This window comes from Sporosarcina thermotolerans, assembly GCF_042658975.1.
Taxonomy (GTDB): domain Bacteria; phylum Bacillota; class Bacilli; order Bacillales_A; family Planococcaceae; genus Sporosarcina; species Sporosarcina thermotolerans.
Window position 1 is genome coordinate 603684 of record NZ_JBHSRM010000013.1, and the last position, 22593, is coordinate 626276.

Here is a 22593-nt window from a genome sequence, read left to right on the forward strand (position 1 = left end):
TTTTAGTCAAAGTGTTTAGGGGGAGATGGGGATTGAAAGAAAATACTTCAAATAAAAAAACCTAATTTCTCATTTATTGTGAAGAAATCAGGCTTTTATCATTCAATTTAATCACTCAATATCGATCTGCTTTAGTATAGCATTGACCTGTATGCCCCGATTAACAAGCATATGCTCAAGTTCATCGGCAGTTTTTTTCCATCTTTGCCCCATAATTTCGGCATCGGGACTTTTTTTAATTAATTTTTTAAGGATCAAATATTGGGATACATATAATGCATGTTCTTCTGATACTTCTATGTGCGGTGCTACACCTATTCCTTCCCAATTATCATTGGTTATAGGATTTACTGCTCTGCCAATCGGAATATTTACAGTGAAGTGATCATTAATTCTTTGAAAGCCACCAGGATGTGCACCGCCACTCGTTCTTTCACCAACTATTGTAGCTCGCTTTAGTGCTTTAAGATTGTAAGCAAAGTCTTCTGCTCCAGAAAATGTCCTCTCACTTGTTAAGACAAACACATCTTTATCATGAAGAGTTTTGCCCTCAATATGGGAATTAGTCCAAATTTGCTCGATTCGGTTGCCTTTCCTCCAATGAAAATCATTCAAGTGCACTCGACCTTTGAATAAATAGCTGCAAATTAGGGCAACCATACCAGCATCCCCACCTGTATTTTCTCGCAAGTCAAATATTATGGCACTTGTATTTGTTAGGAAATTGAGTGAAGCAACCGCCACATCACCTTCGATTTCCGTTTCAAAGAACTTTACTGTTTTATGATAGCCAATATTCCCAGGTAATCTCTCAACTTTATCAAATCCATAATTATGCAATGCTAAAAGTCTATTTCTTTTTTCAGCTTCTTTTTCCTTATCTGATTCGGTCTGGGCTTTAGGCATTTCAAGAAACTTTAATCCAAGATGCTTATCCTTACTTATACTTTGCAAGTCTTTCGTTATTATTTGGCAAAATTGAGTAGGGTCAATAATTTCAATGTAATCTCCATTGTTTAACTTACTAAGAATTATATTCTCCACTTTCTCTGCTACTTCAGGAAATATATAGGATTCTTTTATTAACACAAGCATTCGTGTAATAACCTCTTGCTGTAAATCATCAGTAAGGACATATTGAATTTTAGTTGGTGTCTCGTTCATTATAATCCCCCTTGTACTCATCATTTTCCTACAGCAAATGTCTATCACCCAACGAAATCACTTGGAATACTGCCCTGTTCAGATATGTCTATCGTCCAAGCAATCATGGTAGTACTATCTCTTACATTATTATTTATAATTTTATCAAAAATACTAAAAAGAGTTACGACGGGTTCCCCCTCCATCAATATATCTCCTAAATCGATTGGGTTCGTGAAGGGTTCCCCTGGACATTCAAGCAAGCCATCCGTTGTCATGAAGATATGATTTGTCCCTTTTCTTAATTCCCGAACACCGGACGAGAAGCACGGCACAGCTTTATCAAACGTATTCACTTGACCGATCCACTCATAGAATTGCCTTTGATTCAGCTGAAATTGACCAAGAGCGATTAATTCCGGATGGAAAACGTAAACTACACAATCACCGACAGAAAACCACCAAAGATAGTTTTCCTTACGGATACAGATGAGACAAGCCGTCTCACCTTTGACCTTTTTGCATTGATCAAGAAATTCGTCACTTTGGAAGATATCAAGCAACTTCTCTTGAACATGGTGAAATCCCGGTTTGGCAATCAATACAGAAAGTTCCTGCTTGGATTTTTGCAGTGTATTGATCACAAGCGCGGCACTTTCAGCACTATAATGTGCATCAAGAACTGCGGCAAACTCCCAATCATCACCGACCCAAATGACACATCCGTCCTCATTCTTATATTGACCAGCTGACGAATTGCCGCCATAAAGCCCAACTGTTACGTTACCGATTGATTGCACAAAGGGATGATCAATGTAATGACGGTCGCTTCCAACCCATGAAAAACTATTCATGGTTATTTGTTTCCAAATATGATTTGATACGTAGACAAAGTTCCTTCACTTCTTTATTTCCGCCTACCGGGGCACCTTCCCAGTCATGAACGGACATCGGTCCCCAATATTCCCTTGGAGTTCCTAAATACCGCGGCACAATATGCATATGCAAATGAGGTACAGAATTTCCTGATACAAGCGAATAGATATGTTCCGCTCCTTCAGTCACCATAAGAGCCTTACTCACCCGTGCCATGGTACTTCCAAACGCCTTCGCTTCCTCTTCATACATATCCCCAAGTGTCGGTGTATGCCTCTTCAGATCAATCATTAGATGACCTAAATAACCGGGTTCACCGTTATTATCGATATGCCCAACATACACAAATTCATCTTCGTAGATGGTGATACCATCTGTCTGAATTTCCCCCTTATGTTTATCACAAATGAAACAAGACTCTTCCATGACTCCATTTCCCCCTCTTCTTGATTCCACAGAGTTTTTATATAGGCTTTTCACAAGGGCTCATTCTTCTGTCCTACGGGTCCGTTCTTTTCTACAAAGGCCCATTCTTTCCCTGTTTAGGTCCATTCTTTTATACAAGGGCCCATTCTTTCCCTGTTTAGGTCCATTCTTTTATACAAGGGTCCATTCTGGCACCTCAACGGCCCATTCTTCCTACAGCTTTATTTTCAACTAAATTGATTGAGATCGAGTCCTTCTGATTCGATGACGATTGCTTTCATCCCTTCGTCTGTTGATGTTTCATGTCCTTCTCCTTTACCCCAAATGACAACATCACCCGACGTAACTTTCACTTTCGGTTCATCGCCTGTTCGGACCCAGCCTTCACCTTCAATGATTACAAGCATTTGCGGGATGGTCGCTTCGTGATAACCTACCAGCCCATTTTCACCCAAGCCCATAATTCCGACGTGAGAGGGTTGATTTGTCATTAATAGTTTTCTCATATTAAAATTCGAGCCATACTGAGTAATGTTCTTTCCTATGACTTCATTCAAGCGTAAAATTCTCAACCTTCGTCCCCCTATGGTTTTGAGTATAGTCAGTGAGAATCGGCAAATCTGGAGGACTTATGTTGCTTGGCAATTCGTCAGTTGAAAAGAATCGCAACGACGATACTTCATTCTTATCTGCTATTAATTCCCCGCTATAACTTTTACAAATGAAAGTGGTTACAACGTTATATACTTCATCACCATGTGGATAGCGATAATAAAGTTCCTCCCCAGAATAGACGTTAAATAATGAAAGTTCGTTTGCAGTTAGATTTGTTTCCTCATAGAGCTCTCGTTTCGCCACATCTTCCAGTGATTCGCCAAGTTCCATAGACCCACCAGGCAGCCCCCAGCAATTATTGTCGATTCTCAGCTGAAGGAGTAGTTGATCTTCTTCATTTACAACTATTACATTTGCTCCTGCCATAATAATGGGCCGTGAACCAATCAATTTTCTCAATTCTTTTATATACCCCATAAGATACCCCTAATTTCTATCCTTGTTAAATGAAGGACTTAATTCGCTCCACACATCAAATTGATTTCCGTCTAAGTCCGAAAATACGAAATTGACTCCTGCGTGTCCCCTTTTTTCAATCTCGCCGACACTCACATCAATTTTAATAAATTGTTCATGGATTCTTTTTAGAGCCTCTTCCCCATCGACTTCAAATGTAAGAGAAAAACGCTCATTCCCATAGACATCCAAAAAGTTGGCAGTCTGTGATTCTTTCGCTTTTACAAGGAAGAAACTTTGATCTGTTAAATTTATAATCGCTTTGTCTTCGTCCCGATAACTTAATTCCGCATCCAACTTTTCTACATACCATTCAGCAGCCAGTTCAACATTGGATACTGGAATATATGTAATGCCTACCCTTAGTAATCTATTAGTACTCTTTTGTTTCACATCAACCAACTCAAATCGTTCACAAACAAGCAAAATATCCTCAGTGAATTTTAGACCAACTTTTCCTAATTCCCGTTTGAAGTAACGTTCATGGATTTCCTTCCAATTCCGGTACGATCCATCACCTTCCGCCAAAGCAAACTCCTCTGTCACTTCATTCATTGGAATTATTGATACATCCACTGTTTTGATGATCGCGACAGGCTCGTTTAGGCTATTCAGGATGATGCTGTACTCGTTAACTACTGGAATCGGTTCCTTCTCCAATTCATATAATACATGTGCTGAACAAGTCGCAGTCTTTCTTCCTTCAATCACCGCTTGCGCTAATTCATCAACCGCTTCGCCAAACATCCAAGCGCTGACATTTACGGGGCGATCATTCTTTCCCCAAAATTGATCCCAATAATCCTTCGCAGCTTGATTCATGATAATTCCCCCTATAATACCATTTCAATGATTTTCCGACACTTGTCCTCATCGGCATCAATCCCAAGTTCGTCACTCAAAATTTTATTTAACCTATAAAATTCGGGAACGATATTTTTCACTGTTCTCATGATGTCATGCTTATTTCTTCCACAATCCCAGCTTGCCAACTCGTCTAACTGTTTTTCATCTAAACGGCTTCGTTGTCCTTCAATTTTCGACCATACCCCATAGGAGCTATTTAAATGGCGACCTTTCTCCATATACCATCCATAAGCAATCAACCAGCGAATTCGGTCTAAATTTGATAAAGCATAATAATATTCTTCTCTCATAGCAGCTCGGTATGTTTCATGAATAAATGCCAAGACTTTACCACGCCAACGTTCAACTTCTTGTTTCGTTGGCGCATACACGATTCTTTCTGACTCCCCAATTCGCTTCGTAATGACTCCACTTTTATCGACATATACCTTCAGCCCTTGCAGCCATATGGAAGGTTCGATATCATCCGCAGTTTGATACCAAGAATCTACTTTCACAAAACAATCATAATGAGTTACGATTACGGGTGAGGAAGGCGAAGATTCCTCAAAAAATAATACATTTCCCCATTTCTCGGCCCGTGACCGTTTTTCTTCGATAAATTTCAATTTCATACTAGGCGCCACAATTACGTGCAAATCGATGTCCGAATAATTATCGTAATCGCCTCGCGCTAACGACCCACCTTCAAAAATCGCTTCCACATATGGATCGTCAGTCAAATCTCGTAATGCGTTATTCAATATCTTTTTACGTTGTTCCGGTAATTGTAAGTCTCTTTCCTTATGTTTAGATTCAAATCCCACACATAGAATGTCATCTCCTTTAAATTCCTACTTCCGCAACCCTCTTCACTCGCTCAACAAATTCAACAACCGGTTTATCATTTGCAAATAGTACGAATAACTTGATGAACCACTTAAGTGGTTTGTTTGTAGTTGTATAAGTGAAGCGTGTTTTCTCATCATTTATTCGGTAAAGTTTATATCCTGCAGTAATTTCAAACATCCCACCGAGTGTAAAACCGACTTTCATCTTTTTTTCATCTGGAGAATCGAAATAGTCGAGTGTTTCAACTTCATACTCCATGACACGCTTGCCTTCTCTATACTTCTGCAAATATATACTTCCTACCATTCCCTCGGTAATGGTGACAGTTTCGTTCGATACGACTTGAGGCATGATCTTTTGCATGTCCTCTAACGATCCATTTAAATACTTCCAAACATGTTCGATTGGCGCTTCAATCTCAATTTCCTTCGTCCACTTCTTCATTCCCAGATCCTCCAATCTTGACAACTAATTAACCGTACTTAAAAACTTGTAATGCTTTGAAAGGAATTCATCCAATATGGCCCTATGACTTTTCACGATATTTTCCGGAAGTTCATGTGGATAAAAATAGTTAAATGTAATGGATTCAGCCTGATCGACAACTATATCGCCAATTGCGTTTTCTGCGTAATAAGCGGTTGTCACCACATAAAATTCATCGCCATTTGCAGCTCGGATAAAATGTTCAGGACCCGAGTAAACATTGATTAATTTTAATTCATTGACTTGTAGACGGGTCTCTTCAAATAATTCACGCCTTGCCACGTCTTCCGTTGACTCCCCTAATTCCATCAATCCGCCAGGAATTCCCCAGACCCCCTCTGGAAATTTCCTTTGTTGTAGCAAGATCCTTCCCTTTTCATCAATTACAATTACTACAGATCCAACAAAAATTAGTGGTTGGTGTCCAACAAGTTTACGCAAATCTTCAATATAGCCCATTTCCAATCCCCCCTGTTTTATGATCGCACCGGTGAAATCAGCTGCACGTAAGATGTCTCAATTTCCGGCGTAATGACCGCCGGTTTCATAACTCCATAAAAACTGATTGTCACCTGTTCTTCCTGTATCCCTTTTAAAGCATCAAGCAAAAATCGCCCGTCAAATGTCATGTTAACGTCGGTGTTTCCTTCCACCATACTAATTCTCTGTTGTTCTTCGATTGCTCCTATTCCCGCTGAGTTTGTTGTTATTTTCAAAATGGTGTTGTCGATAATCGTCAAATGTACATTATTATGTTTCCATTCTTCGGAGAAAACGCATGCTCGGTCAATCCCTGCAATCAATGTCTTCGTATTCATCGTAATTCTTGTCGCGAAATCCGTAGGAATCAATGACTGTGTATTAGGGTAGTTCCCTTCGATTAATACGGAATACAAAATCGTATTTTCTGTGGAAAACAAAATCATATTCTTCGCAATTGTAATATGTACTGTAGCAAGGCTTGATTCCTTCAGTTGTAGAAGTTCGATCAAACTTTTACTCGGAACAATGACTGAATGGGAGTCCTCAGTGTATGAGATTTGTATCTCTCTATGCGATAAGCGATGAGAGTCTGTTGCGGTACAAATAAGTTTATTGTTATCAAACTCCATCTTCACACCAGTTAGCGCCGGCTTTTCTTCACTTTTCGAGACAGCAAATATCGTTTGTTTGATCACTTCCTTTAACGAGGTTAGATTAACCTCAATTGAATGGAGAACTTTGATTTCTGGCAGAGTTGGATAATCGGCTGCACGTAAGCCATTCAATCTTGTTACAATATCACCTGATTTAATGAGTACTGACTGCATATCGTCAGATGAGATTTCAATGTCGTCCGGCAGTTTTTTCAAGAGGGTCACAAAATGCTTGGACAATACAACAACGCTTCCCTCTTCATGCACCTCAACGACTGTTTCCCCATTTATATGCAGGGGGAATTTCTTTTTGATGAATAACTCTGCATTCCCGCCGACTAACACAACACCGTCTTTGCGTGCTTCGATTTTTATACCGGATAGGATCGGAAGGAGACTTTTATTCGAACTAATTTTATGTAGTTCAGAAACGATTGCCGTAAATAATGAATTCTTTATAGTGAATTTCATACAAATGCTCCCTTTTCTGATTTTCCCTTCATAATACTTCCACTTTGCTCCATATCGATTTCCATTTTTTCTTGTGAACACGATCTTCATAAATCACCATGCCCTCTTTTGTTTCATTAAAGAAAGGAGTTGGCCTTATGTGACAGTTGATAACATCACTTATTCCATGCGGAGCAGTCAATAGTACCTTGCCTCGTTCATCCAATTTCACGCCCAACGCAGTAGCAGTTTCAGGAAATTTGGCTATTGCATCAACTGAGGACGAATAGGGGTAGATATTGTTCACGCTATGCATTCTTGCTTGATTTTTCACAGACCACGGAATATTAGGTTGAAGACGATTTAGTATTTGTTCATAACTTTTCTCTATCTTTTCATCCACATTTACTTCATCGAAATAAATCACATCAATATCCGGCAAAGGTGTTCTTTCATTAAATTCATGCAGCACATCCCAGATTTTCGATCGCACGAAACCCGCACAAACCCACCAATCCGGTAAATTCAAAGACTTTGCACTCCGTAAAATATCCATCATCCACTCGTCTTCAGAAACCAAACGGATTACATCCTCCTCGTTATAAATCAACATACGACTACCTTTTTGTCGATTTTCAAATGAATCAATTCATGCTTTACTCCAAATCCAGCAGCTTGATACAGTCTTATTGCATTTTCATTTTCGTTATCAACACATAAAGAAATTTCTTCAATTTCCTCATAAGCAAACAATTGGTTCACTGCAAATGAGAGCAACTTTTTGCCAATCCCTCGTTTACGAAACTGATCAGAAACTGCGATGTATTCAATAGAGCCTTCCCCATGTAGAGGATCAGCTTCAATATAGACATAACCGGTCAATTGGTCACCACAAGTCGCAATAAATAATTGATTTTGTTCACTTAAACGTTCAAATATCGTTTGTGCGCTGTAATATGTAGAAGGAAATGCCTGGCCATGCAATTCTTCAAAGCCTTCTTCATAAGCAGAATCGTATTCTATTACTCCTTCATCAACGACTCGTCCCCATTCATTCTTCTTGGCTACTAAAACTGTATGTTGCCCCGTCGATTCCCCTCCATGTGAAATGGAGAATTCTTTTGCATATGCGTTTTCACGGTTCAGGAAAAAATTATATCGATCCACTTGCGAGGCGGATAGCGCAGTCACTTTCTCCCACAGTTCATTGACAAGAGCAGTATGTATATATGCCTCACTCAAAAAGGGCCCCCATACTTCCGCACTCCTGTCTTCCAAATCGATATCCAGTCCGATTGCACCTACAATTTCCTCTTTCTCATAAGCGACCATAAAAGAATTTTCTAAATCCAAGTCTGAGAAATCGCTTGTAAGCGTATCGTATATTTCCTCTTTTGATTCCCCGCAATAGCCGACATGTTGGCTCGTCTGTGTATTCATATTCGCAAGGTATATAGCCAAATCTTTACTATTTCTTGGTGATTCTATTTCTATATTCATCCTTTACTCCCTCATTTCACATAAGCATATAATGTTTCCGCAACGACATACGACAACTCTTTACAAATATGTAATGAATATGGACATGTGGAATCCACTTCTTTTTCGATGAATGAAATGCTATGCTTCACTGCATCCTCAATTTGTCTTTGAATCAATTTATCTAAGTCAGTTAGTCTTGTTAGATCAGCTACTCCAACCCACCCCAACTCCCAACTATTCTCATCGTACTCATACATAAGACTGAAGGCAATAATATCCAAACCGTCTACCATGACATAGCTATAGTCTTCCATTAATCCATCCATTGCAGCCTGTCTCCAACTATCACTCGACAAATTTGCAACAGGGTTGTCCGTATGAGTTTCTGTATACGTCTTTTTACAAAGTTGAATAAAACTATCCATTGCTGCTTCATTCGAACGAATCTCCCTAATAGATAAAATTCGTTCATCATGCCCCATTTCACTTTTTGGCAGAGTCGGCTCGATATGTATAATCTCCGTTTTTCTAATCATCCAGAACTGATCGCGTGTGAGAACTTCTATTAATCCATAAAATCTATTGTCTAACAGGAAAAATAATGGTTGATCATATTTATTTTTCAACATAGTAATCATAGATTGTAGAGCTCTCGCATCGACCCCATACAGATTATAAGCAAGTTGGACATATATACAATTTGGATGCCAAGTAGATTTATGGGTGGAAGCCACAATATGTATTTCCTTGTCAATTTCTAATACAAAAATGTCTTTATGCAATTTGGCGGAAATGTTAGTGTTCATTCGCGACTTCAAATCACTATTCTCTAAAAATACCTTGTCTATGAAAATAGTTAATTCGTTCAATTCACCTAAATTGTTTTTATCCAGCATCCTTATTTCCAATCCAATACTCCTTCCCATCATCACTGCGTTTCATAAAACCATAGTCGATAAAAAAACGTCGAATGGTTGCAAAATCGAGATATATTTCTTTCAGAATTACGTTTATCTCTTTTTCCAAATACACTTTTCCAACTTCAAAACGTTTTATTATTTCTTGGGCAATGATATACTTCCTTTTCTCTTTGCTCGGAAACGTATCAAGCGGCCCGTCTAATCCTTTTCTGAAATAGTTTTTAACCACTTTCTCTCGTTCTGTTTCAGTAACTTGGAACCTTTCTTCCATTTCTATCATTCCTTTATATTTATGTGCTTTGATAACTCTACGAAATGCACATTGGCTAATTCAAGAAGGTAAAATCGTTTATCATCAATCAATCTTTTCAACTTCCTATATTCCAACCATGCCTGGACATATTCATGTTTCGATATGATTTGCTGATTGAACGCATCTTCCAATTCATCCGCATCTTTCTCATTCACATCTCCAGTAGGCAGAACAATCAGATCCAAAAACCAATCATCCATCCACGGACCATTCGTATCACAATATCCATTTTGCTTACAAATATCGATGTACCATTGGACAACTTGATTTTCATCATTAAATACGGTTGTCACTGAATAATATTCACCTTCAGGAAAATGCTGAAGCCAGCTGTATCCCTTGTCAGCTATACAAGTATTTTTCTCACCATACTTTTTGAATAAAGGCTCTTTCACTTCATCCATACGGAAAAGGGTCACATGTCCCCTGAATCGCGGAGTATCATAATACTTTTCAACATAACTCTTTTTCAAAATCCGTTTCCAGTCATATCTGCTGCCATACTTTCTCTTCAACATTTACCCCCACCCCTAACTCGGTCTTTCGCTATATGGATGAAGTTGACCGATTATCCTTTCGTCTTTCTTATTAACAATATGCTCAACAACCCCGCCTGCGATTTCATCATGTGTCAGCCATCTTGAAGTTCCTTCCTCTTTCACAAAGCCAAGGAACACTTTTTCATATTCACAATTGACAGGGACTCGAATTTCTTCATCTTCAAAATACCTTCGGCTTCCTTTCATATGAATAAGTCGAAATGATGTTGCTTGCTCATTTATTTCACAAATCTGTTCAAGCGCACGATAATTCGGTGTCCAGCTGACGATCAACTTAAATGGACCCCTTTCCGCAATCGCTTTTTCCACTTTTGAAAAAAGCGTATTTGAATCATAGTCAACTTGGATTGGGAAAATAGTGCCCGATGGACTCTCTGCTTTCAAACGTTCAAACTTTGCAGCTGTCCGACCAATGACCGAAACCAAAAACCCTTCCTTTGCCAAGAACAACGATACACCTGCAAGCATACCCGTTCCACCGATGATGAGCGCGTGGTTATTTCTCACCTAAACTCACCTCCTGAGTTAAGAACTTCACATATTACCTACCCAAAAAAAATCTTTGATCCGCATTCTTAGGATTTCGATAGATAGTTTTTTGCCAAATGGTAAGCAGTCACCGTGAAAAGCTGGGTGATTTCTTTATTTCGAATCATTGCTTCTATACTCTCAAAAGGATAATGCTTAACATCTAACACTTCGGTTTCATCCAAGTTTTGTTCATGCATATGTACGGCATCAGTCATTAAATAGCTGATTACCTTATTCGTTTGTGTTGCAGGGTTAACCATGAACTCACCTAACAGGATCAGCTTTTGCTCCGAAATATACCCAGTCTCTTCACAAACCTCACGGCGGATTGCCTCCTCATACGATTCGCCTTCTTCTATTTTCCCAGCGGGTACTTCAAGATAAAAACCGTTCCCGGGATGGCGATATTGCTTTACGAGAACAATCTTCTTATCTTTCGTCAACACAACTGCATTTACCCAATCTGCATACTCGTTCACATAGTAATCTTCAATCACTGTCCCGTCAGACATTTCACAAGTATCTTTACGTAAATTCCCGAACGGCGACTTATACGTGTATTCACTGTTCAATACTTTCCATTTTTCCAACTTCACTACCTCCGTTTTCAATCCAATCTTTCAACACCCGGTTAAACAACTGCGGATTGGCTACTGGAAATCCATGTCCGATATCCGGCACAATGAATGACTCACAACACTTATTGCCATTGATGATTTTCTGAACACTCTTCTTCACTAATCCCTTCTCTTTTTCACCGGCAGTAACTAAAATACGTGCAGAGCTTTTCGGGAAATCTTTAGGAAGTTTGAAAGCCATATTCTCTTTCAAAACGGCTATAAGCGTTGAAGGATTCATCTTCAAGCTTTCTTCATAATACTTCGTGAAAAAATGCCCATCCATATACAATTGTTTCGCCTGTGCCTTGGCGAACGTCTTGTTTTTAATGAGTGGGAACGTCATTTTAATTGTCGGTGCAATGAAGGGGATCATGTATCCCATAGGAATGACAACAGCACTGTTTATCATGGCGGTTTTAATAAGAGTTGGCGCGAGGGTCAAGATTTCCAAACAGATTTGCGAGCCAATAGAGAAACCTATAATATGTACGTCCTTCTCAACTTTCTTCTGTAATATCAACTCGATTATTTCAAGTGCATTTCCACGTATGGAAAAAGCCGTTTCATCACTTCTGCTTCCATGTCCTTGTAGTGTAGGGATCAACACGTGGTAGTTTTTAAAATAGTCCGCCTGCTGACCCCACATCCACCCTCCTACACCGCCCCCATGTAGAAAAACGAGGAGCGGTGCTTCTTTATTTCCAAACTCTCTAACATGCATAACTAAAACTCACTCCTTGCTATCAAACCGTAAAATATGGGTCGTTTCAGAGGCAGAGTCATCGAACTCAAAGCCGCATGCACGATAAAATGCATCTGCTTTCGCGGAATCAGTTCGTACGGTGATTTCTTTGAAATGGTTTTTCGCATGATCCACAATTGTCTGTTGCAGCAAAGTCCCCACACCTTGGCGACGAACTTCATCCAATACGTAGAATCTTCTAAGGCGAGCAACTTCCGCATCTTGCGCAAATGGTGATTGGTTAATGCCACCGATTGCAACAACCTTTCCCTCATTATTAACTACACAAAAAAGGGCTTCGTCGGGCTTGGAAAATGTATTTGTTCCATCTTGAAATTCAGAGACCAATCTAGTGACAAAACGATAACCTTCCTTCTCGCTTTCCTGAACCAATTGCCCAATATCCAACACATTTAGATCATTAACCCTTTCAACGAAATACTCCATCTGCTCTCCCCCTCATTTTTGAATATACTATTTAATTAACTTCCACAAGTGCAACAATAAAACCTGCTTATTTTTAGATTATGTCTATTTAAAAAGTGAGCGACCGCTCTTTAAAGCAAAAGTAATAAAATATGGGGACACTTTGAGGATTTGCGGGAAGATTTTAAGGAAATGCGGGCACACTTTCAAAGTTTGCGGGGAAACCCGGGAGATGCGGGGATACTTTGCCTATTTGCGGGGGCATTTCATGCAATTGCAGGCACACATGCAACAGGCGAATCCGCAAACGCCTTCACAAAGAACGGCGTTTGTGGATTCAAGTTTTTCATTCAATCTATCTCTCAGTTTTAGTATTCATACTGCACTCTCATTGTTGAACGAATAGTAATTTGCCCTCCTTCAATCGGAGTACCTCCTGCAGCCATGTTAACTGATTTGAAAGCGACGGGAGGCTCTCTACCACCCGCTAACTCAGTTACTTTTATTGGCTCTGGATTGATTTGCAGATGTAATGTGTTCGCAATTGTGCGTGCCTTAACTTGTGCATCCTGCAAAGCTTTAACGATTGCCTCCTGCTTATGCTGTTCGACATTTCGAACAGAAAACTGTACATTCGACACTCGATTCGCCCCATTTGCCACCGCAGTATCAATAACAGTTCCTACCTGCTGAATGTCTGAAAGCGTTACGGCAATTGCATTCGTTACTTCATATCCCCTAAAAACCTGTTCGCCATCGACAAAATCATATCTTGGAAAAATGGAGTAAGACACTGTTTGGATATTTTCTCTTGGAATCCCTAACTGATATAAGGATTGAATCACTTGATTCATTAGTGTCGCATTTTCTTGCTGTGCATCTTGCAGTTCTTTACTTTGTGTATTGATCTCCAATTGTATCGTTGCAACGTCTGGCTCGGCCGCCACTTCACCATTTCCCACTACCGTTATCAAACGGTAAGAATGCTTCACTTGTTGACGGATATATGGATAATACAAAGGGAACCCCCTCTCCCTGATTTTTTGTTTCACTTCAATGTATGCCCGGCGTTTGAAGAAAATTAAAGATGCCCTCGACATTCTCAGTCGAGGGCATCCGCAAATACATACTATAAAATTTTACTAAAGAACGCTTTCGTTCTTTCATTTTTAGGATTTGAGAAAATTTCCTCAGGGGTTCCTTCTTCTACCAATAATCCTTGATCCAAAAATAAAACTCGATCTCCCATTTCTCTTGCAAAACCCATTTCATGTGTGACGACAACCATCGTCATCCCTTCTAAAGCCAGTTGTTTCATAACATCCAATACTTCCTTCACCATTTCGGGATCCAATGCCGATGTCGGTTCATCGAATAACATCACTTTCGGTTTCATCGCAAGCGCCCTGGCGATAGCCACCCGCTGCATTTGCCCCCCAGATAATTGTTCTGGGTATGCATACGCTTTATCGGCCAAACCGACCTTCTCAAGTAATTGGAGTGCCAATTCTTCGGCTTTCCCTTGACTCATTTTCCTGATTTTCTTTGGAGAAATTGTTATATTGTCAATGACACGCATATGTGGAAACAGGTTGAATTGTTGAAAGACCATACCGACCTCACGGCGTATTTCGTTTATATCCGTTTTGGGATCATTGATTTTCACACCGTCTATGAAGACTTCACCATCTGTAATTTCTTCAAGAAGGTTGATACATCTCAAAAAAGTACTTTTTCCCGATCCACTTGGACCGATGACACAAATGACCTCCTTCTCCTTAATGTCATAATCAATCCCTTTCAACACATCCAATTGCCCAAACGATTTATGCAAGTTCCTAACTTTGATCATCGTAACCCCCCTCCCATCGAAGAACGTCTCATTTTAAAAATCGACCTTCTTGAGGACGGTACGTAACTATTACTAAACCGTTTTTCAATATAATTAATGAGTTTCCCGCATGCGAATGTCAATAGTAGATAAAGGACAGCAACTGTTAAATAGGGCTCCCAAAATCTTTGATAGACCCCTGCCACAATCTTGCCTGCATAAAGAATGTCACTTGCCGCGATGACCATAAGGAGTGAAGAATCCTTTAGTAATGCTATCAATTCATTGCCAAGCGGCGGAATCATTCTTCTGAATGCTTGTGGCAGAATTACCAATTTCATAGCAGTGTTATGGGGCATTCCAAGCGAACGGGCAGCTTCCATCTGTCCCCTATCGATGGATTGAATCCCAGCTCGAATAATTTCGGCATTATAAGCAGCACTGTTAAGCGAAAGTGCTAATACTCCTGTAACAAAATAACCTAAAGAATGCCCGAAGAGACTTGGAATCAAAGCTGTGTGGATTAACAGGATTTGCACCAATAATGGAGTTCCTCGAAAAAAATCAACATAGTATTTCGCCGGATAGTAAATCCATTTTCTTTTCGACAACTTGCCCAAACCGACGATTAAACCTAAGATAAACCCTCCTACATAACCTGCAGCTGTCAATCCAAGAGTTACCCAAATTCCACGAATGAAAAGCTCACGATAACTCCAAATATTTTCCATCATTTCAAATCTTATACCTAAAAACTCCATGTTAATCACCTCCAGGATGGGAATGGCTGTTGCTTATAAGTCAACAATTACTCCACATCAAAGCCAGTGATCTCTTTTAGTTTTCCGTTTGCCTTGATCTTTTCGATTCCTTCATTTAATAGATCAAGTATCTCCTGGTTTCCTTTTTTGACCATTAACCCGTAATATTCCTTTTCAAAACTATCATCTTCAATCGTCTTTAATTTCACATTCGGATTATTTGCCTTGTAATCAATGATGACCGCATTGTCGCCTACTGAAGCATCTGCATTTCCATTGATCATCTCAGTGATTGCAAGTGGCATCGTTTCGGTTGCCACGATTTTTGAACTTGTTTTTCCTAACAGATCAGCAACAACGAGATGCCCTGTTGTATTAATTTGCACTGAAACTCTTTTATCAGCTAAATCACTGAATGATTCAACATCTGAATCTTCCGGGACTAAGATTAATTGATTCGCAATGAAATATGGATCAGAAAAGTCAAATGACTGTTTCCGTTCATCTGTAATTGTAATAGAAGATACTGCAAAATCGACCTCTCCGTTATCTACCGCTGGGAATAATGGCTCCCAACCATAGTTCTTATATTCGACTTCAAACCCAGCCGCTTCGGCAATCGCATTCACAATTTCAATATCAATTCCGATAATATTCCCTTTTTCATCCATAAACTCCATTGGTGCATATGTCGCGTCCGTACCAACGATCAACTTCTTTTTCCCACCAGAATTCGTTGCATCAGAACCACCACTTGAGTTCGTTGAACCTGCACCACAACCAATTAAAAGAATAGATAGACAAGCCATTGCAACCCCTAATAGTAAACGCTTAAATGATTTACTCCCCAATCTTACTCCCCCCTATATCCCTTTTAATTTACTGAATAGATTGATACTTTAATTGATTATATATGAAAAAGGGTCTATTCACAACAAAATATTTTAAATAAACTACCAATATAGAATAGTCCGTTATCACTGTATATAAAAACTGCTCCTTCGTCAAAATTCGACTTAAAGAGCAGTTTAGTAATATATACTATTTTCCATTCATGTAAAAGCAGGCATCGTAACAGCTACCATCAATAAGAATAATATCGCTATATAATTTACCGAATAAAGGAACATGACATATGCCCATTTATTATCATCTTTCGTGAAAAACCCGCGGATTGATATCGCTAAGAACCCAATATTCAATATTGTTGCAAGAACGATAAATACCATTCCAAGTGAACTTAAATAGAAAGGAAGTGGCAACAAACATGCGATATATACGAACATTTGTCGCTTTGTCATTTTGAAACCGCAAACAACAGGCAACATGGCAACATTCGCAGCTTTATATTCATCGTACTTTCTCATTGCAATTGCGAACGTATGCGGCATCTGCCAAATGAACAATATGATGAAGAGTATCACTGGAACAATATGATACGCGGGTGCAAGAGCTGCCCAGCCGATTAGCGGAGTTACAGCTCCGGAAATACTTCCAATGACGGTATTTAATGTGTATTTACGCTTCGTCCACATTGTATACATGATTACATACGTGAACCAGCCAATAAAGGCGTAAATTGCTGCTTCCATAGTGGTAAACATAAGCATGATCATACCAATCGCAGACATGGAAATCCCGATTCCAAGGACGGTCTTTAACGATATATTCCCAGTAACGGTCGGACGTTTTTGTGTTCTTTTCATCACAGTATCAATATCTACATCATACCAGTTATTTAAGACAAGAGCCCCACCCATTAAAATTGTGCTACCAATAATGGAGAGCCAAAACAACCTGCTGTTCGCAAGTAAAGTTCCCCCGGTAAAATGAAGGGCAAGCCAAAAACCGACGAATACGGGTAGTGCATTAGCAATTAACACGGGACCTTTGAATAGCGACTTTACATCCCTAATAATTGAGCCCGCCTTATCTTTATCCATTGTAGTATTTTCATTGTATGGAATTTCAATTTCTTTCGTCATCTATTTATCCTCCTTAGAGGTATTTCGAGATTATACCGTCCTAATCATAACATTTCATTCCTAATAATATAAACGTTTTCGGACTTTTTTTCAGGGAATCCCCTTACTTTATCAACAGTTCGTCACAAATTATTCAAATGTGGGCCTTTGTATATCACTGTGATTTGCCGGTTATGTTAAAGGTAGTGCATTGGAAAGGATGAATAGTTAAATGAAAAAAATAGTTTTCTTTATTTTCTTAGTACAATTATTGCTTATCGCATCTGCTTGTAGCGACCAAAATATTATACCGAAAGAGAAAGCAAGCGAAGTGGTCGAAACATACGGCATCAAAGCATTCACTGTCAAGATTGAGACGAAAGAACAAAAAGAAGCCCTTAAAGCAAGCTTTATAGAAAAAAAGGACCGTTCTGAAGCGGAATATTTAAATAAGAAGGATGATGTTACCCTTCACGGCAAAAAGGCACTAAAGAAAATAATGGAGGCATTTGAAAAACTTGACCCTAATCCCGAAGCCGATGAAACCGAATTAATCACGAAAACGGCTGAGGCATTCGGTTTCAAGGATTATAAAATGATCCGGTTGGAGGTCACATTTAAAGGACACGATAGCAAGGAAATTATGTTTTCTAAATAGAGGTGAGGCATCGGAGGCCAAAACGGCATTCGATGTCTTATTTACTTTATTAAACATTTATGAAAAAGGGTAAAGGGATAGACAAGTAGTTTGAGGAGGCGGTTTACTTGGAATGGAAAGGCAGAAGGGGTAGTACGAGCGCTTGTACAAGTAATTAAGCAGGTGAAGGATTCTTGTTCAGTTGAACATTTCCCTTCACCTGCTCGTTTGCTTTTAAACTACACTCGATACAATTTTCGACTGTTTGTCGAGTTCAGATGCCGATGAAGCAATTTTCAGGAAATCTTCCATCGCCACTTCAATTCTTTGCTGACAACGGTCCACATTTTCCTCAGCCAGCGTCGTCCCTTTGGAGATGTTTTGGATTTCCGCTGTAATTGCTTCTACTCCTTCCCGTACTTCAACAATCGATTTTTCCACCCTTGCTGACAATTTTCTTACTTCTTTTGCAACGACATCGAATCCTCGTCCATGCTCGCCTGCCCTTGCCGCTTCAATTGCAGCATTTAAAGCCAGCAAATTCGTTTGCGCCGCAATTTCCCTAATCGTCTTTACGATATATTGAATACTCTCAACATGGGTTTCTAAATTACCCAAGGTATTTGTATTGGTACGGGATATATCAGCAATGTCTTCGATAAGGGCTAACAATTCCTTACTTCGTACTATTCCAATATCCGCTCGTTCGGTCAATCCTTCTGCCATCTGACTCAGCTCTTCAACAACCGATGTGATGGATGCTTGCCGAGAAGTAATATTCGAAGCGACTTTTGAAATGCCGATCACCCTACTTCCATTCGAACTGAAAACAGGCATATACGTTGCTTCGAGCCACACTTTATTACCTCTCTTATCCTTTCGCACAACCTTCTCTTGTTTGCTTATTCCACGCTTCAATTCATTCCAAAACAGTTCATATTCCCTACTATTTGCATAATCATCGAAACATAAATCCTTATGAGCGATTCCAATCATCTCTTCTTTCGTATATCCCATTGCATTCGCAAAGATATCATTCACAAAAGCGATTCTATGATCTAAGTCAAATCGAATAATTGCGAGATTTTTTTCAAGAGATTTAACTACATGATCATCTGTAACCTGTTCAATAATCTGTCCCATGTCGTTCCCCCATTTGCTTTTATGTTCCTATTGCGATTTCACTTTCCAAGTTAGCGAGTGTTGCTATAATACTCGATCCAGTAATATGACTTGTCTTCGGATTATCTGGTGATGGGTTATTTTTAATCGTCAAGACAAACTCCCCAAAGGCACCAATTACCTCAATCTGATGAGTATTTTGGGTAACAGCTGGATCTGCTATTATTTGGACAGCTGTCTTGTCCACCCCTAATCCCGCCAAAGACAAGACAATTGCAACGTTTGCATTCTTAGGGAATTGTTTTATCGCTTCACGGGCTGAGCCTTCGAATAAGATTTGCTCCCCTGAAATAATTTCATCAGATAGTGAATTTGCAGGCTTTCTTGTTGTCAACATTACAGACTCCAACCCACCAGCCAATTTTGCCGCCTTCAATGCATCCAATCCGCCAATTGCACCCGATGGTAGATAAACGCGATTTCCGTATTTCCGTGCGTCCTCTTTTAAAATTTCGGCAAAAGGAGTATCGGCAAATGCTCCAATGCTAATCAACAGTAGGTTTTTCTTTTTAATGACTTCTGTAGCGTACAACTTGGCAGTTTCAATATTAGCGCATTCAACTACGATATCGATGCCTGACTTTAAGAATGAATGAATGTCTTGAAACGAGTCACAATCGTATTTTTCTGCAAGTATGGAAAGTTCGTCTTTCGCTTTTTCTCGTTCATCTAATATAGAGACAATCTTGTAGTCTTTAAGGATTTTTTCGTGATTTATTTTTCGTAAGAGAAACAAGCCTAAATTGCCTTTTCCGATTAGACCAATCCTGATTGGAATCAATCCTTTCGTTAATCCTTATTTTTAGAGGCCTTTTTGAGATACATTTGATAGATTGGTTTTAATGATTTCGGGTTTAAATCGATATCGTTTTCATACGCGTATTTCACGGCATGTCCAAGGGCAATTGTCATCCCACCAGCCACGCTTGCCCCCGCTACCATACCTGCACCAGGAACTACTTTTACGATTTGCCTAAAGATTGTCTTTCCGATATTTCCTACAATCGTAGCAATGATCAGTTCCTTAGCTTTGTCTTTCGTTATCGGTTTCCCGTAGAGTGTCGACAGCTTTAACATCAGACTTACTTGCAAAGCAGTGAGGGGAACAAAATCCGAGCCAGGTATCGGTACTGCACCGATTGCAGCTGCAGAAGCCCCTGCCCCCAATATCCACCGATTCGCAATCGCCGATTTATCGGCCATATTAGCGGCCATTAAAATGTCTTTTTTTTTCGTCTCGAGTAAATCAAGCACTTCTTTTTGAAGCAAGCTGATATTTTCTCCGGTTCGCGAGGATATCGGAGTGATAGGATAGTTATAATCCGTGTGCTCCTCGACATATTTCACCAAACTTGGTATATCGTCCGCTGCATCTATTTTGTTCAACACAAGAATTATATCTTTATTCACTTTAGCGATTTTCTTTAGTGATTTTAGTTCCGTTTCTGATAAAACAGTTCCCGCTGCATTTAGGAAGAATAAAATTAGATCGGCCTGTTTGTAAAACTTCAATGTTTCGGCGGAATGCTCCGTATATATATCATCCAATCCTGGTGTATCGACGAAAATGATTTTGTCCTTAAAAATGAATTTCCTAATTTCGATTGTTTCACCGGGTTTCGCACCTACCTGAGCGACTTCAGATCCCATTAGTCGATTGATGGTTGATGATTTACCCGCATTGACGTCACCAATCATAGCAATCAGAATTTCACTTTCCAATTGTTCGTTGATTTCGGATGATTTCTCGTCAAATATCTGGTCAAACTCTTCATTCGACATCCATTGCTTTTCCACTCGGATCACCTTCCCATTTAATGTCTGTCTATAGTACGGATAGTATGTGGTTAAGTTTCAGTACATTAATCATACCCCTATAAGGCATTGATAAAAAGTGAAGGCGGGATAGGTTCTATGCATTTAATAATTCATCAAACCATAAAGCACATTGGTAAGTATCCTTCCAATCGGGATCTTTATCCTCAATACTCCAACACGCATATAAAGTCGACAACCCAACAGCCGCTTTCAATAACCTTTCACGATCCAAACTTAATTGATCCAAGAGTGCATCGACTCGTAGTTTTAACAGCTTTTTTGGGTTAGGCTTGGAGAATAGATGATTGATCATGAAAGAAATTAGGTCAAAGTGTGAATCGCCCCCAACCCCTTTTGGGTCAATTGCCAGCCAGCCTCGCTCATTGGAATACAAGATATTTTCATGATGCAAATCACCATGCAATAATTGAATGTCCGTTGAAGTTTGCATGATTTCTTCTATATATGTTTCAGCCACTTTAACGTGTTCAGTGGGAATCGGACCATCATTAGCTAGATACAAGCCTATGTATTTTCCGAATGCAGATGCCCAGTTCGTGATCGTTGGAAATTCCCCGGTATTTGGCAGTGGCCTGCGGATTGATCGCCATACCTCGCAGAACGTTTGGATAACGACATGTTCATCTTCAATTTCAGAAAGCATTTTTCCAGGCTGCAACTTTTCGAGTAACATAGCACCGGCATCCAGATTCGCTTGAATCACCTTTGCACAACCCCTACCATCGTAAAGTTGCACAGTCCGTAATTCATTTTGGAAATCAAAACCTGGCAAACCCATCTTCAGTATGTATTGGTTATTATTCTTGTCGCTGACATTGATGACATAATTATAGGATAGATTGGCCACTGGATTTTCGAGTGTCAGTTCCCACTTCTCCGCTATTTCTTTTGTTTTTGCTTCCAATGAGTGTAGCCAAGTTTCACCCGAGACACCAAAGCAATTTATTATTTTTTCCTGAAATGAATGAGGAATGTCCATTTTACATCTCCTTATATTAACTTCGCCATGTAATATTCATCGATGTATTCACCATTAACGAGCAAGGAATTCTTTTTCACTCCTTCGATCTGGAAGCCAGCCTTTTCATACAAGGCAACGCCAGGGGCATTCGTTTTCATCACTGTTAATTCAAGACGATGGAGATTTTGTTTGCGGGCCCAATTGTCAAGCTCCGCAAAAAGTGCTTTGCCAATCCCTTGCCCTCTAAACTCCCTTGAAATTCCAATCACTAAATAGGCCGAGTGCTTATTTCTTTTTGACCCACCTGCAATTACCATTAAATATCCAGTCAATGCTCCCTCATTTTCAGAAATGAGAATGGTGGACGCATCCTCCCCAAATGATTCGATTCTTTTTCGAAATTGCTCCGCAGATAAATTTCGCTCACCCGCTTCAAATAACATAAAATCGGATGTACTTTCTACATGACTGATCAATTTTACTAATTGCTCTGCATCGGGTGGTTTAACCTGCCTGACTTTCATTTGATTTCCTTCTT

General features: G+C 39.6%; 30 protein-coding genes and 1 pseudogene. 1 reads left to right on the plus strand and 30 read right to left on the minus strand.

The genetic code is table 11. From position 1 onward, the window contains the following. Positions 1–111: 111 nt before the first annotated feature. The 25 genes and pseudogenes from ACFPZG_RS10870 to cyoE form a co-directional block, all read right to left on the minus strand. On the minus strand, positions 112–1164 hold the full coding sequence (locus ACFPZG_RS10870) for a S41 family peptidase (protein ID WP_283731547.1): 1053 nt from the start codon (positions 1162–1164) through the stop codon (positions 112–114). A 44-nt stretch (positions 1165–1208) separates the two neighbouring features. Next, entirely contained in the window at positions 1209–1943 is a 735-nt protein-coding gene (locus ACFPZG_RS10875; protein ID WP_381427104.1) for a protein phosphatase 2C domain-containing protein, read from the minus strand. Positions 1944–1989: 46 nt separating this feature from the next. Next, positions 1990–2445: an HIT family protein gene (locus ACFPZG_RS10880; protein ID WP_283731545.1), complete on the minus strand. Its 456-nt coding sequence runs from the start codon at positions 2443–2445 to the stop codon at positions 1990–1992. Between the two features lie 227 nt (positions 2446–2672). Beyond that, positions 2673–3017, minus strand: a complete 345-nt coding sequence (locus ACFPZG_RS10885; protein WP_317940197.1) for a cupin domain-containing protein — start codon at positions 3015–3017, stop codon at positions 2673–2675. Then, complete coding sequence (locus tag ACFPZG_RS10890) at positions 2995–3477, minus strand: NUDIX hydrolase (RefSeq protein WP_317940198.1); 483 nt, start codon at positions 3475–3477, stop codon at positions 2995–2997. The genes ACFPZG_RS10885 and ACFPZG_RS10890 overlap by 23 nt, the downstream gene beginning before the upstream one ends. 9 nt (positions 3478–3486) lie before the next feature. After that, entirely contained in the window at positions 3487–3909 is a 423-nt protein-coding gene (locus ACFPZG_RS10895; protein ID WP_381427208.1) for a VOC family protein, read from the minus strand. Then, positions 3898–4338, minus strand: a pseudogene (locus ACFPZG_RS10900) (ASCH domain-containing protein); the annotation flags it as partial. The gene ACFPZG_RS10895 and the pseudogene ACFPZG_RS10900, both read right to left, overlap by 12 nt. Before the next feature lie 11 nt (positions 4339–4349). Next, entirely contained in the window at positions 4350–5189 is an 840-nt protein-coding gene (locus ACFPZG_RS10905; protein WP_283731544.1) for a nucleotidyltransferase domain-containing protein, read from the minus strand. A gap of 19 nt (positions 5190–5208) precedes the next feature. Next, positions 5209–5658, minus strand: a complete 450-nt coding sequence (locus ACFPZG_RS10910; RefSeq protein ID WP_283731543.1) for an SRPBCC family protein — start codon at positions 5656–5658, stop codon at positions 5209–5211. A gap of 24 nt (positions 5659–5682) precedes the next feature. Next, positions 5683–6159 (minus strand): NUDIX hydrolase, encoded by a 477-nt coding sequence (locus ACFPZG_RS10915; RefSeq protein ID WP_283731542.1) that lies wholly within the window; start codon positions 6157–6159, stop codon positions 5683–5685. Positions 6160–6176: 17 nt separating this feature from the next. Beyond that, complete coding sequence (gene dnaN / locus ACFPZG_RS10920; RefSeq protein ID WP_283731541.1) at positions 6177–7307, minus strand: DNA polymerase III subunit beta; 1131 nt, start codon at positions 7305–7307, stop codon at positions 6177–6179. A 28-nt stretch (positions 7308–7335) separates the two neighbouring features. Next, positions 7336–7899, minus strand: a complete 564-nt coding sequence (locus ACFPZG_RS10925; RefSeq protein ID WP_283731540.1) for a nucleotidyltransferase family protein — start codon at positions 7897–7899, stop codon at positions 7336–7338. Beyond that, positions 7893–8786, minus strand: a complete 894-nt coding sequence (locus ACFPZG_RS10930; protein ID WP_283731539.1) for a GNAT family N-acetyltransferase — start codon at positions 8784–8786, stop codon at positions 7893–7895. Before ACFPZG_RS10930 ends, ACFPZG_RS10925 begins: the two co-directional genes overlap by 7 nt. Positions 8787–8797: 11 nt before the next feature. Further along, positions 8798–9676, minus strand: a complete 879-nt coding sequence (locus tag ACFPZG_RS10935) for a hypothetical protein (protein WP_283731538.1) — start codon at positions 9674–9676, stop codon at positions 8798–8800. Then, positions 9654–9959, minus strand: a complete 306-nt coding sequence (locus ACFPZG_RS10940) for a DUF2087 domain-containing protein (protein WP_283731537.1) — start codon at positions 9957–9959, stop codon at positions 9654–9656. Before ACFPZG_RS10940 ends, ACFPZG_RS10935 begins: the two co-directional genes overlap by 23 nt. Positions 9960–9964: 5 nt before the next feature. Next, positions 9965–10519 carry a DUF402 domain-containing protein gene (locus ACFPZG_RS10945; RefSeq protein ID WP_283731536.1) on the minus strand — a complete coding sequence of 185 codons (555 nt, stop codon included), beginning with the start codon at positions 10517–10519 and terminating at the stop codon, positions 9965–9967. 12 nt (positions 10520–10531) lie between these two features. Further along, positions 10532–11068 (minus strand): Rossmann-fold NAD(P)-binding domain-containing protein, encoded by a 537-nt coding sequence (locus ACFPZG_RS10950; RefSeq protein ID WP_283731535.1) that lies wholly within the window; start codon positions 11066–11068, stop codon positions 10532–10534. Positions 11069–11136: 68 nt separating this feature from the next. Beyond that, the gene (locus tag ACFPZG_RS10955) at positions 11137–11688 is read right to left on the minus strand and encodes an NUDIX hydrolase (protein WP_381427117.1); all 552 of its coding nucleotides are present in this window, start codon (positions 11686–11688) and stop codon (positions 11137–11139) included. Further along, positions 11654–12433 carry an alpha/beta fold hydrolase gene (locus ACFPZG_RS10960; protein ID WP_283731533.1) on the minus strand — a complete coding sequence of 260 codons (780 nt, stop codon included), beginning with the start codon at positions 12431–12433 and terminating at the stop codon, positions 11654–11656. Before ACFPZG_RS10960 ends, ACFPZG_RS10955 begins: the two co-directional genes overlap by 35 nt. A 9-nt stretch (positions 12434–12442) precedes the next feature. Continuing rightward, positions 12443–12901, minus strand: a complete 459-nt coding sequence (locus ACFPZG_RS10965; RefSeq protein ID WP_283731532.1) for a GNAT family N-acetyltransferase — start codon at positions 12899–12901, stop codon at positions 12443–12445. Positions 12902–13248: 347 nt separating this feature from the next. Further along, positions 13249–13899, minus strand: coding sequence for an SIMPL domain-containing protein (locus ACFPZG_RS10970; RefSeq protein ID WP_283731531.1), 651 nt, complete (start codon positions 13897–13899; stop codon positions 13249–13251). 110 nt (positions 13900–14009) lie between these two features. Further along, entirely contained in the window at positions 14010–14732 is a 723-nt protein-coding gene (locus tag ACFPZG_RS10975; protein ID WP_283731530.1) for an amino acid ABC transporter ATP-binding protein, read from the minus strand. Further along, positions 14729–15472 carry an amino acid ABC transporter permease gene (locus ACFPZG_RS10980; protein ID WP_317940200.1) on the minus strand — a complete coding sequence of 248 codons (744 nt, stop codon included), beginning with the start codon at positions 15470–15472 and terminating at the stop codon, positions 14729–14731. Before ACFPZG_RS10980 ends, ACFPZG_RS10975 begins: the two co-directional genes overlap by 4 nt. Positions 15473–15519: 47 nt before the next feature. Beyond that, entirely contained in the window at positions 15520–16281 is a 762-nt protein-coding gene (locus ACFPZG_RS10985) for a basic amino acid ABC transporter substrate-binding protein (protein WP_317940248.1), read from the minus strand. 243 nt (positions 16282–16524) lie between these two features. Next, positions 16525–17457: a heme o synthase gene (gene cyoE, locus ACFPZG_RS10990; RefSeq protein WP_317940201.1), complete on the minus strand. Its 933-nt coding sequence runs from the start codon at positions 17455–17457 to the stop codon at positions 16525–16527. 211 nt (positions 17458–17668) lie between these two features. On the opposite strand from cyoE, the gene ACFPZG_RS10995 reads away from it, so the two are divergent. Continuing rightward, positions 17669–18094, plus strand: coding sequence for a YusW family protein (locus tag ACFPZG_RS10995; RefSeq protein ID WP_283731528.1), 426 nt, complete (start codon positions 17669–17671; stop codon positions 18092–18094). A 213-nt stretch (positions 18095–18307) separates the two neighbouring features. Here the strand turns inward: ACFPZG_RS10995 and ACFPZG_RS11000 are convergent, their stop codons facing one another. The 5 genes from ACFPZG_RS11000 to ACFPZG_RS11020 all read right to left on the minus strand — a co-directional run bounded on the left by ACFPZG_RS11000 (position 18308) and on the right by ACFPZG_RS11020 (position 22579). Further along, complete coding sequence (locus ACFPZG_RS11000) at positions 18308–19216, minus strand: methyl-accepting chemotaxis protein (protein WP_317940202.1); 909 nt, start codon at positions 19214–19216, stop codon at positions 18308–18310. 19 nt (positions 19217–19235) lie between these two features. After that, entirely contained in the window at positions 19236–20036 is an 801-nt protein-coding gene (gene nadX, locus ACFPZG_RS11005) for an aspartate dehydrogenase (RefSeq protein ID WP_283731526.1), read from the minus strand. An 8-nt stretch (positions 20037–20044) separates the two neighbouring features. Then, positions 20045–21037 carry a YcjF family protein gene (locus tag ACFPZG_RS11010; RefSeq protein WP_381427211.1) on the minus strand — a complete coding sequence of 331 codons (993 nt, stop codon included), beginning with the start codon at positions 21035–21037 and terminating at the stop codon, positions 20045–20047. Positions 21038–21167: 130 nt separating this feature from the next. Continuing rightward, positions 21168–22073 (minus strand): aminoglycoside phosphotransferase family protein, encoded by a 906-nt coding sequence (locus ACFPZG_RS11015; protein WP_317940204.1) that lies wholly within the window; start codon positions 22071–22073, stop codon positions 21168–21170. Between the two features lie 11 nt (positions 22074–22084). After that, positions 22085–22579 (minus strand): GNAT family N-acetyltransferase, encoded by a 495-nt coding sequence (locus ACFPZG_RS11020; protein WP_283731524.1) that lies wholly within the window; start codon positions 22577–22579, stop codon positions 22085–22087. Positions 22580–22593: the final 14 nt, after the last annotated feature.

Excerpts from the sequence above, each read along its gene's own strand:
- ACFPZG_RS10910 (WP_283731543.1), bottom strand. The coding sequence starts at position 5,658 with ATGAAGAAGTGGACGAAGGAAATTGAGATTGAAGCGCCAATCGAACAT.
- ACFPZG_RS10925 (WP_283731540.1), bottom strand. The coding sequence starts at position 7,899 with ATGTTGATTTATAACGAGGAGGATGTAATCCGTTTGGTTTCTGAAGAC.
- ACFPZG_RS10945 (WP_283731536.1), bottom strand. The coding sequence starts at position 10,519 with ATGTTGAAGAGAAAGTATGGCAGCAGATATGACTGGAAACGGATTTTG.
- ACFPZG_RS10960 (WP_283731533.1), bottom strand. The coding sequence starts at position 12,433 with ATGCATGTTAGAGAGTTTGGAAATAAAGAAGCACCGCTCCTCGTTTTT.
- ACFPZG_RS10930 (WP_283731539.1), bottom strand. The coding sequence starts at position 8,786 with ATGAATATAGAAATAGAATCACCAAGAAATAGTAAAGATTTGGCTATA.
- ACFPZG_RS11020 (WP_283731524.1), bottom strand. The coding sequence starts at position 22,579 with ATGAAAGTCAGGCAGGTTAAACCACCCGATGCAGAGCAATTAGTAAAA.
- ACFPZG_RS11015 (WP_317940204.1), bottom strand. The coding sequence starts at position 22,073 with ATGGACATTCCTCATTCATTTCAGGAAAAAATAATAAATTGCTTTGGT.
- ACFPZG_RS10975 (WP_283731530.1), bottom strand. The coding sequence starts at position 14,732 with ATGATCAAAGTTAGGAACTTGCATAAATCGTTTGGGCAATTGGATGTG.
- ACFPZG_RS10940 (WP_283731537.1), bottom strand. The coding sequence starts at position 9,959 with ATGGAAGAAAGGTTCCAAGTTACTGAAACAGAACGAGAGAAAGTGGTT.
- cyoE (WP_317940201.1), bottom strand. The coding sequence starts at position 17,457 with ATGACGAAAGAAATTGAAATTCCATACAATGAAAATACTACAATGGAT.
- ACFPZG_RS10870 (WP_283731547.1), bottom strand. The coding sequence starts at position 1,164 with ATGAACGAGACACCAACTAAAATTCAATATGTCCTTACTGATGATTTA.
- ACFPZG_RS11010 (WP_381427211.1), bottom strand. The coding sequence starts at position 21,037 with ATGTCGAATGAAGAGTTTGACCAGATATTTGACGAGAAATCATCCGAA.
- ACFPZG_RS10980 (WP_317940200.1), bottom strand. The coding sequence starts at position 15,472 with ATGGAGTTTTTAGGTATAAGATTTGAAATGATGGAAAATATTTGGAGT.
- ACFPZG_RS10995 (WP_283731528.1), top strand. The coding sequence starts at position 17,669 with ATGAAAAAAATAGTTTTCTTTATTTTCTTAGTACAATTATTGCTTATC.
- ACFPZG_RS10965 (WP_283731532.1), bottom strand. The coding sequence starts at position 12,901 with ATGGAGTATTTCGTTGAAAGGGTTAATGATCTAAATGTGTTGGATATT.
- ACFPZG_RS10880 (WP_283731545.1), bottom strand. The coding sequence starts at position 2,445 with ATGGAAGAGTCTTGTTTCATTTGTGATAAACATAAGGGGGAAATTCAG.
- ACFPZG_RS10915 (WP_283731542.1), bottom strand. The coding sequence starts at position 6,159 with ATGGGCTATATTGAAGATTTGCGTAAACTTGTTGGACACCAACCACTA.
- ACFPZG_RS11000 (WP_317940202.1), bottom strand. The coding sequence starts at position 19,216 with ATGGGACAGATTATTGAACAGGTTACAGATGATCATGTAGTTAAATCT.
- ACFPZG_RS10985 (WP_317940248.1), bottom strand. The coding sequence starts at position 16,281 with ATGGCTTGTCTATCTATTCTTTTAATTGGTTGTGGTGCAGGTTCAACG.
- ACFPZG_RS10890 (WP_317940198.1), bottom strand. The coding sequence starts at position 3,477 with ATGGGGTATATAAAAGAATTGAGAAAATTGATTGGTTCACGGCCCATT.
- dnaN (WP_283731541.1), bottom strand. The coding sequence starts at position 7,307 with ATGAAATTCACTATAAAGAATTCATTATTTACGGCAATCGTTTCTGAA.